Raw genomic sequence first — 7,638 nt, forward strand, 5'->3', positions numbered from 1 at the left:
GGTCTCACCTGTCCAGCTGCGTCCGCAAGAGTCTACGCGTCTTCCATTCCAATCAACAGGGTTTTAATAATTGATTTGTGAACTAAATACCTTTATCCACAAACTAAAACCTCTTCCGAAGAAGAGGTTAAATTTATTCCCCTTTGAACTTTGTTTTTTGGCGGATTTCTTTATTGATGTTTTTCCAATGACGTTTTTCATCCGCTTGTGCCTTTTTGTCGACCTTCCTGTCCATATAGGCAAGCTCTTTTTGCAGCTTTTTATAGCTGCCGAACCGATTCTCATCCAACTCGCCTTCATTGATGGCAGCCCATACAGCACATCCAGGTTCGTTATTATGGTTACAGTCACGGAATCTGCAGGCAGAAGCAAGTTCTTTAATATCTGCAAAGCTTTCACTGATCCCCTCATCGCTTTGCCAAAGCTGGACTTCCCTCATTCCAGGAGTATCGATGAGCACGGCGCCTCCTGGGAGCTGGACCATTTCGCGATGTGTAGTCGTATGCTTTCCTTTATCATCGCTAACCCGAATATCCTGGACTACCTGCTTTTGAAAACCAGTCAGAAAGTTTACCAGACTGGATTTCCCAACGCCCGATGAACCGATAAGGGCCACTGTTTTGCCTGGAGCAAGGAATCCCTGCAATTCCTCGGTTCCGGTTTTCTCCAGCACACTTACGGCTATCACAGGCACCCCAAGAGCCACTGCAGCTACCTGTTGGATTTTATCATCGAGCTCAGATGTTAAATCTGCTTTACTTAAGATGATCACTGGATTGGCTCCACTCTCCCAGGCAAGCAGCAAATACCTTTCAATTCTTCGAAGATTCAAGTCATCATTCAATGAGTTGACGATAAAAACTGTATCAATATTAGCAGCAACAATCTGCTCTTCCGTTACCATGCCTGCAGCTTTTCGGGAGAACTTGCTTTTCCTGGGCAAGATTCCATGAATGGCGCCTTTCTTTTCACTCGGGGAAGGTTTTATCGCGACCCAATCCCCTACAGCGGGCAAGTCTTCGCGATTAACCGCTTCATAAGTCATCCTGCCTGCAAGAGTACACAAATGTTCACCATCTTCTAGCCATACCCTGTACAAATGCTTATGCTCTAATGCAATCCTCCCAAGCTCATATCCTTTAATCTTATATTCTTCAAAATTATTTTTTATTTCATCTGTCAAACCAATTTTTTCAAGTTTCATCATTATTATTTTTTCCTCCATCATGCTTATAAAATATAAAAAACCACAGGCACACACAGCCCGTGGTTTTTAAGCATGAAGACAAAAAGACATTCGTCAATTGATCCGCTTAGGTTAGTGGGCTGTGCAATAATTAATAGTCAGCTTTAAAACAATGGATAATTTTCTCATTGCACTCCACCTGCCTCTCGTTTAATTAATTTTAGTATATGGAAAATCGCACCTATTGTAAAGCCCATTTCTAATAAAATTTGCGGTTTATGACTCATTCACACCTGACATGCCCATTTTGCATAATTTAGAGTGGAAAACGAACACATTAGGAGTGAGGGGTATGGCTCATACAAGAAACCAGAATGATTACTTGTATAAAGCTGCCATGTATTCATTATTGGCAGAATATTATAAATATCTAGATCCAAATCTGCATGTCATGTATTATCATAAACACCTTCGAAACATGAAAAAAGCAGTCCAATTAATGCGCTCAGATACAGTTCCTGCACGACGGGAAACCACAATGCCAGGTAAGCTGCGTTTTTTGCATGCTGCTCCTGATGTGAAACTAATTGATATCTATATCAATGGCAGCCGTGTTCTGCGCGACTTTGATTATAAAAATAACAGCAGCCACATGCAGCTTGCTCCAGGGAAGTATCAGGTGGATATCTATCCTGCAGGCGAAACGGTATCGACGGTCATCAGCAAAAAAATCACGATTGAACCCACAAGAATTTATACCGCCGCTATTAGTGGTCCAGCCACAAAGTTAAGATTGCTTACTTTTGAAGACCAGCCAATGACACCAATCGGTGAATCAAAAGCGAGGTTTATCCACCTTTCCCCTGATGCACCAGCAGTGGACATAGCAGGTAAAAATGGAGATATCATTTTTCCAAATATTTCGTTCAGGCAAGCCACGTCATATCTCGGCTTGACTCCTATGACCGTCACACTCGAGGTAAGAGTAGCTGGTACAAAGAATACTGTCATGACGATACCGAATGTTAAGTTAGAGCCAAATAACTCTTATTCTATTGTGGCAGTCGGTACGGTAAAAGGTGAACCGCCTCTCGAGGTTCTGCTATTGCAAGGCTGATTGCCTAAGGCCGGATCACCGGCCTATTTTCATTTTCAGTCCCTATGTAAATAAAAAGCACCTTATTACTATAATAAAAAGACGCTCCCTACAGGAGCGCCTAATTAGCAGGAACGAACAAAGTAAATTTGATGTTATCTTTTTTAAGGTCGAATTCATTAACCCTTACCTTTATGTCACTTTTAAGTTTAAGCCTCTGAATGGATACATAAACTCTTTCCTCTTCTGGTTGTATACTGACTGCCTCAGGAAGGTCGTAGCTGTCGCGGACAAATTTAAGCACGGTTGAAACCGGGAGGCGCAACCGTCCAACAGAAATGGATTTCTGATTCAGGACCAAATCCCCATTGTCCAAAGCTTTTGGTTCGAATGTTAGCCTTAATTCCAATTCTTCGCTGAAAAGCGGAAGCGTTCCATAAAGTTCTACTTCATCAGTAAGCAAAACCTGATAATCGATATTGCTATTCTTTCCTTCTTCTTCAATATAATGGTTGATCACCCTGTTCAAATCACGCTTGTTTGTTGCCACTTTAAAGGCCACATCCTCCGAATCCTGGATGTTTTTAACTGGCTCCATATTGGAATTTTCAGCAGGAGATGCGATCAGGAAATACAAAAATAAAATTACTGCAACGACAAGCCCTAATAATATAAAAAAACCAAACTTCCATTTGTTTTTCATAAAACTTTTAACTCCTCTTCCCTACCTATTTGTGGTCAATTTCTCATGGAAAACAACCACTTCCTGACTCAGGATTCCATATACCCTGTCAGCAATCAATTGATAGCCGCGGTCATTTGGATGAAAATAATCAGTATAAAGCAAGTTTTCTTCATTGTTAAGGAAAATATCATGAATATCGACAAAGTAGGCATTTCCGTCCTGTTCGACTAATGATTGACTTTGTCCATTCCATTCGTCTACAATCTGGTTCATTTCTTTTACATCAGCAAACCAATTGTAAAATGGATTATACAGTCCGATCAAAACGATTGGAGCCCCTTGATTCTGCTTTCTGATTAACGAAAATATTGATTGCAGCCGCTCCTTAAATATCTTTTGTTCAGCTTTGAAATGATTCAATTTCAAGCTGGAAAAATTCTCTTTCACAACCTTCATCAAGTCGTTTCCGCCAATCGTCAAAATAATAAGGTCAGCATCCTCGATAGAAGATTGTATTTCTTTGCTTTCTAGCCTTTTAAGCAACTGGTCTGCCCTGTTACCCTTCACTCCAAAATTTTCGAAATTCGCATTCCTGATGGTCTTATCTTGTTCGAGCTGTTGAGCTAAATAAGGGATATAGCCTCCTGAGTTGGTACTGTCGCCCACTCCCTGTGTAAGTGAGTCTCCGGCAGCCACAATATGTAAATCCTTCGGAAAAAATGAAGAAGGCAACGCATCCTTCAATTCCAATCCAGTTTCCTTAACTTTATTAAGATTCCCTTTTTGCAAGCTCTCAAACGAACTGCAAGAGACTAAAACAACGGCCAGAATAAAATAAAGTAAGGTGAGTTTTTTCTTCAATCCAGTTCACCTGCCTTTAAACATATTCCTATTATAACAAATACGTCCTAACCTAAAAATTTTTATGGAAGATGTTTTATATTAGTTTAAACATAAGCAAAAAAAACAGGCCACTATTATGGCCTATTGCAATGCTTTTATATCTTCAATGATTTGCTCGAAAGGTACTTCTTTTAGGCCTGTATAATACTTCCTCATGTCCCCATTCTGATCGACTAGATAAAAATCAGTTCCATGAATAACCTGGTCACCTGATTGTGGCTTTTTAACAATTGTCTTGAAATTTTCAAGTGCGAATTTTTCAATTTCTTCCTGCGTGTAGCCAGTAAGGAAATTCCAATTCTTGAAATCAACATTAAATTTCTTGCCGTATTCAGTTAAGACCTCCGGTTTATCAACAGTGGGATCCACACTAAATGAGACTATTTCGACATCCTCAAGACCTTCCTCTTTTATCATGTCTTGAAGCTTTGCCATGTTAGCCGTCATCGGAGGACACACGTCCGCACAGTTTGTGAAAACAAAATCAGCTACCCAGACTTTGCCTTTAAGATCCTTTTTGCTATAAGGCTGCCCATCCTGGTTGGTATACTTGAAATCTTCGATCGGATAATTCTTGGCATCTTTTAGTCCGCTATTCCCACATCCAGCAGCAAGTGCTATCACTGCTGCCAAAACAAAAAACAAAATACCCTTTTTCATACAACCACCTGCATTCTCTCTAATTATGTCCACAATCATTCTAGCAAACGTTTTTGAGAGAAGAAAGAAAAAGATATGTGAACCCCTGAAAATATTGGTACGTATTTAACGGTATCCCTCAGAATTTTTGGAGTTTTTCATCGTTTGGAAAAAATCCTTTATGAATTCAGCATAATTGAAATTAACAGCCACTTTATGAAGCGGGAAATTGGCTTTGTCTACCATGTTCCTGAAATCTCCAATACTTTGGCCAAATGCTTCGCCAATATTCACGATGACCTTTACAGGAACCTCTCTGTATGTGACATGTTCATCATTTACAACAGCCCAGAGAGTAAGGACATCATGCAAGGGGGCACCTGTCAATTGAGGAGACCTCTTTTTATAAAATTTATAATAGTAATCAAACATCGGTTTTACAAGTTTCCCAACATTACTTTCGACAGCATGATAATAAGCATCTAGCTCATTAATCAATGCTGGTGTAACAATTGAGCCGCTAGTCACATTGAGAGGGATGATCTTCACCCTTCCTGCTGTCTGATTTAATACAATATTGGCAGCATAAGGATCACCGTAAAAATTCGCCTCTGCAACGGGTGTAACATTTCCTGGTTCATTGAATGCGCCGCCCATCAGGTAAAATTCTTTTACTTTTTTCATTGTCTCAGGATATAGGATAAAAGCTGTAGCCAGAGAAGTAAGTCTGCCAACATTCACGATGATGATTTCATTGGGATTTTGTTCGATGACTTCCTTGATTCCATGGAAGTTCTCCAGTGAGAGATCAATATCAATTTCCGGTATAATAGGGCCTAAACCTTCTGCACCATGAACGTCTGGATAAAATTCCGGCGGATTGCCGGTAAGTGGCAATTCTGCACCAGCGAAAACAGGAACATCACGAATGCCAGTAAGTTTTTGGATATACGCTGCATTCCTAAGTGCATCCTGTTTGGACACATTTCCATAATCAGCCACTACACCAACGATTTGAATTTCTTTATTGAAGAACGCATATAAAATGGCTAGATTATCATCAATCCCAAAATCACTGAAGAAAAGCACTTTTTTAACCATAACGGACACCCCCTTTTTATGTATATTGAGGGTATTGAAAAATGATGGCAAAATTTTGCAAGCCCTTGGATTTACTCAGAGTCTTCTATTAATAATGGGACCATGATTTCAAAGGTTGTACCTTCTCCTTTTTTGCTTGATACCTTAATATGCCCTTTCATCCGTTCAACAATCTGGTAACAGACCATCAATCCCATGCCTGTACCTCGTTCCTTCAGAGAATAAAATGCTGTTCCCAGTCTTGAAAGCTCTTCCTCGGTCATGCCAATGCCAGTATCCTGGATGATGAATACACCATATGAACCTTTTTTCTCCAAAGTCAAGCTCAGCTTGCCGCCGTCCTTCATCGCTTCTATGCCATTTTTTAGGATATTGATCAGAACCTGCTTTAATTCATTTTTATTGCCCCTGATTTTCATATCTTCTTTTATTTCAGTATGTAAAGAAATATTCTTTGACATCATTGCATAAGAGGTCATCAAATCCATAACTTTTTCAGCCATATCCCTGCTATCAATGACCTCCAGCTTGCCAACATCAGGTTTTGCAAGACTCAAATAATCATTAATGATTGTTTCCGCCCTGTTTAACTCCTCTATCATCAGCTTTAAAAACATATGCTCTTCATCACTCATGTCTTTTGCAAGAAAAATCTGCAGGAAGCCTTTGACGACTGTCATTGGATTTCTGATTTCATGGGCAACGGATGCAGCAAGCTGTCCAATTGCATTCATTTTTTCCGCCCTCTGGAGCTCCTGCTGCAGTTTTGTTCTTTCGAAAATATCCTCCATCGTATTAATGGCTTCTTCTAAAAGCAACGAATCACTTACATTCATTGATGATTGTCCCAGCTGCTTAGACGCTGCAGAAACCCGTTCAAACAATTGCGAAAGCTGGGCAGCCATTTCATTAAAACGATCACTTAACAAGCTAAGTTCCGACTGGTCATGAACTGGGAGGCGGACATTGAAATTGCCCGTGCTGATTTCCTTTATTCCATAAAACAAATCATTTACGGGCTTCAGGACCCTTTTTAGGCCCCAATTCAAAGTAATAAAGACGAGAAAAATAATGGCAGCCAATTCTATTAGCAATATTTTCAGTATTTCCGTTTGATTGTTTCTGATGATCGCAGCCTTTGCATCAATCCCAAGTATGGCAACAACATTTCCATTGTCATCCATGATAGGAGAGAAGGAGGCAATCCATGACCCATATTGATCTTTGAATATCCCTGTGCTTGTAATCGTTTTTCCTTCCTTTGCTTTCCTGAAGGCATTCAGAAATTCATTCCCCGCGTCATAATACATGAGTGATTCAAACGAGTACTCTTTGTAAATGTCTGATGCTGCTAGAATATATACTTTATTATTAGGGTAAATATCAGGCAAAACCAGATAGGCTCCGAGAAACGATGCATTGTTGTTGTTTACCATTGTGAGCAGTTTCACCAGACGGATACTGGAAGGATGGTCGATATTTTTCATTTCAGCCGCTACCTTTATATCAGATGGAGACAGAGTAGAAGACCAAAGTCCAGCTACTCCTTCTACCCTGTCTTTCATATGGGATTCCATCTGTTTAGCCTGGAGGTAAAAACTGCTCCCAATGGTCGACACCACTACGAGCGTGGTGATCATAAAGGAGAACAGCAATATTTTATTGAACAATGGCATGTTTTTTATATTAAGCTTCATAAGTGAATTGTCACATTCCATTCCATTGAAAAATGAATTACTGTGAGTATTCGACGAAATCTTATATAATTCCTGTTTTCAGCTTCAAAAAGAAAAAGGTCCTGAACCATAGTGTTCAGGACTTCAGACTGTAAACAAACTTAGAAATCAAGGTTGTCTACAGTCTTGATTCTATAGTTGATCTATATTGCTAGTCTGTTGATTTCCGTTCTAGGCGCTTCGCTTTCCGCGGGGCTGGCGCTGAGCCTCCTCGTCGCTTCGCTCCTGCGGGGTCTCACCTGTCCAGCTGAGCCCGCAGGACATTGAATAGCTCCCTCGAATCTGCCCACGC

General features: G+C 40.2%; 7 protein-coding genes. 1 reads left to right on the forward strand and 6 read right to left on the reverse strand.

Translation table 11 applies throughout. From position 1 onward, the window contains the following. Window positions 1-133 precede the first annotated feature (133 nt). On the reverse strand, window positions 134-1,204 hold the full coding sequence (gene rsgA / locus V7654_RS11535; RefSeq protein WP_335430485.1) for a ribosome small subunit-dependent GTPase A: 1,071 nt from the start codon (window positions 1,202-1,204) through the stop codon (window positions 134-136). 334 nt (window positions 1,205-1,538) lie between these two features. On the opposite strand from rsgA, the gene V7654_RS11540 reads away from it, so the two are divergent. Beyond that, on the forward strand, window positions 1,539-2,303 hold the full coding sequence (locus V7654_RS11540; protein WP_335430472.1) for a DUF4397 domain-containing protein: 765 nt from the start codon (window positions 1,539-1,541) through the stop codon (window positions 2,301-2,303). Between the two features lie 100 nt (window positions 2,304-2,403). On the opposite strand, the gene V7654_RS11545 is transcribed toward V7654_RS11540, so the two are convergent. The 5 genes from V7654_RS11545 to V7654_RS11565 all read right to left on the reverse strand — a co-directional run bounded on the left by V7654_RS11545 (window position 2,404) and on the right by V7654_RS11565 (window position 7,307). Continuing rightward, a complete protein-coding gene (locus tag V7654_RS11545) occupies window positions 2,404-2,985 on the reverse strand; it encodes a YpmS family protein (protein ID WP_335430473.1) in 582 nt (193 codons plus the stop codon). Between the two features lie 21 nt (window positions 2,986-3,006). Further along, the gene (locus tag V7654_RS11550) at window positions 3,007-3,828 is read right to left on the reverse strand and encodes an SGNH/GDSL hydrolase family protein (RefSeq protein WP_335430474.1); all 822 of its coding nucleotides are present in this window, start codon (window positions 3,826-3,828) and stop codon (window positions 3,007-3,009) included. Between the two features lie 123 nt (window positions 3,829-3,951). Then, entirely contained in the window at window positions 3,952-4,530 is a 579-nt protein-coding gene (locus tag V7654_RS11555; protein WP_335430475.1) for an SCO family protein, read from the reverse strand. Between the two features lie 105 nt (window positions 4,531-4,635). Then, on the reverse strand, window positions 4,636-5,610 hold the full coding sequence (locus V7654_RS11560; RefSeq protein ID WP_335430476.1) for a nucleoside hydrolase: 975 nt from the start codon (window positions 5,608-5,610) through the stop codon (window positions 4,636-4,638). A 71-nt stretch (window positions 5,611-5,681) separates the two neighbouring features. Continuing rightward, complete coding sequence (locus V7654_RS11565) at window positions 5,682-7,307, reverse strand: ATP-binding protein (RefSeq protein ID WP_335430477.1); 1,626 nt, start codon at window positions 7,305-7,307, stop codon at window positions 5,682-5,684. Window positions 7,308-7,638: the final 331 nt, after the last annotated feature.

Source organism: Bacillus sp. JJ1609 (genome assembly GCF_036967045.1).
Taxonomy (GTDB): domain Bacteria; phylum Bacillota; class Bacilli; order Bacillales; family Cytobacillaceae; genus Mesobacillus.

Excerpts from the sequence above, each read along its gene's own strand:
- rsgA (WP_335430485.1), bottom strand. The coding sequence starts at position 1,204 with ATGAAACTTGAAAAAATTGGTTTGACAGATGAAATAAAAAATAATTTT.
- V7654_RS11540 (WP_335430472.1), top strand. The coding sequence starts at position 1,539 with ATGGCTCATACAAGAAACCAGAATGATTACTTGTATAAAGCTGCCATG.
- V7654_RS11565 (WP_335430477.1), bottom strand. The coding sequence starts at position 7,307 with ATGAAGCTTAATATAAAAAACATGCCATTGTTCAATAAAATATTGCTG.
- V7654_RS11545 (WP_335430473.1), bottom strand. The coding sequence starts at position 2,985 with ATGAAAAACAAATGGAAGTTTGGTTTTTTTATATTATTAGGGCTTGTC.
- V7654_RS11560 (WP_335430476.1), bottom strand. The coding sequence starts at position 5,610 with ATGGTTAAAAAAGTGCTTTTCTTCAGTGATTTTGGGATTGATGATAAT.
- V7654_RS11555 (WP_335430475.1), bottom strand. The coding sequence starts at position 4,530 with ATGAAAAAGGGTATTTTGTTTTTTGTTTTGGCAGCAGTGATAGCACTT.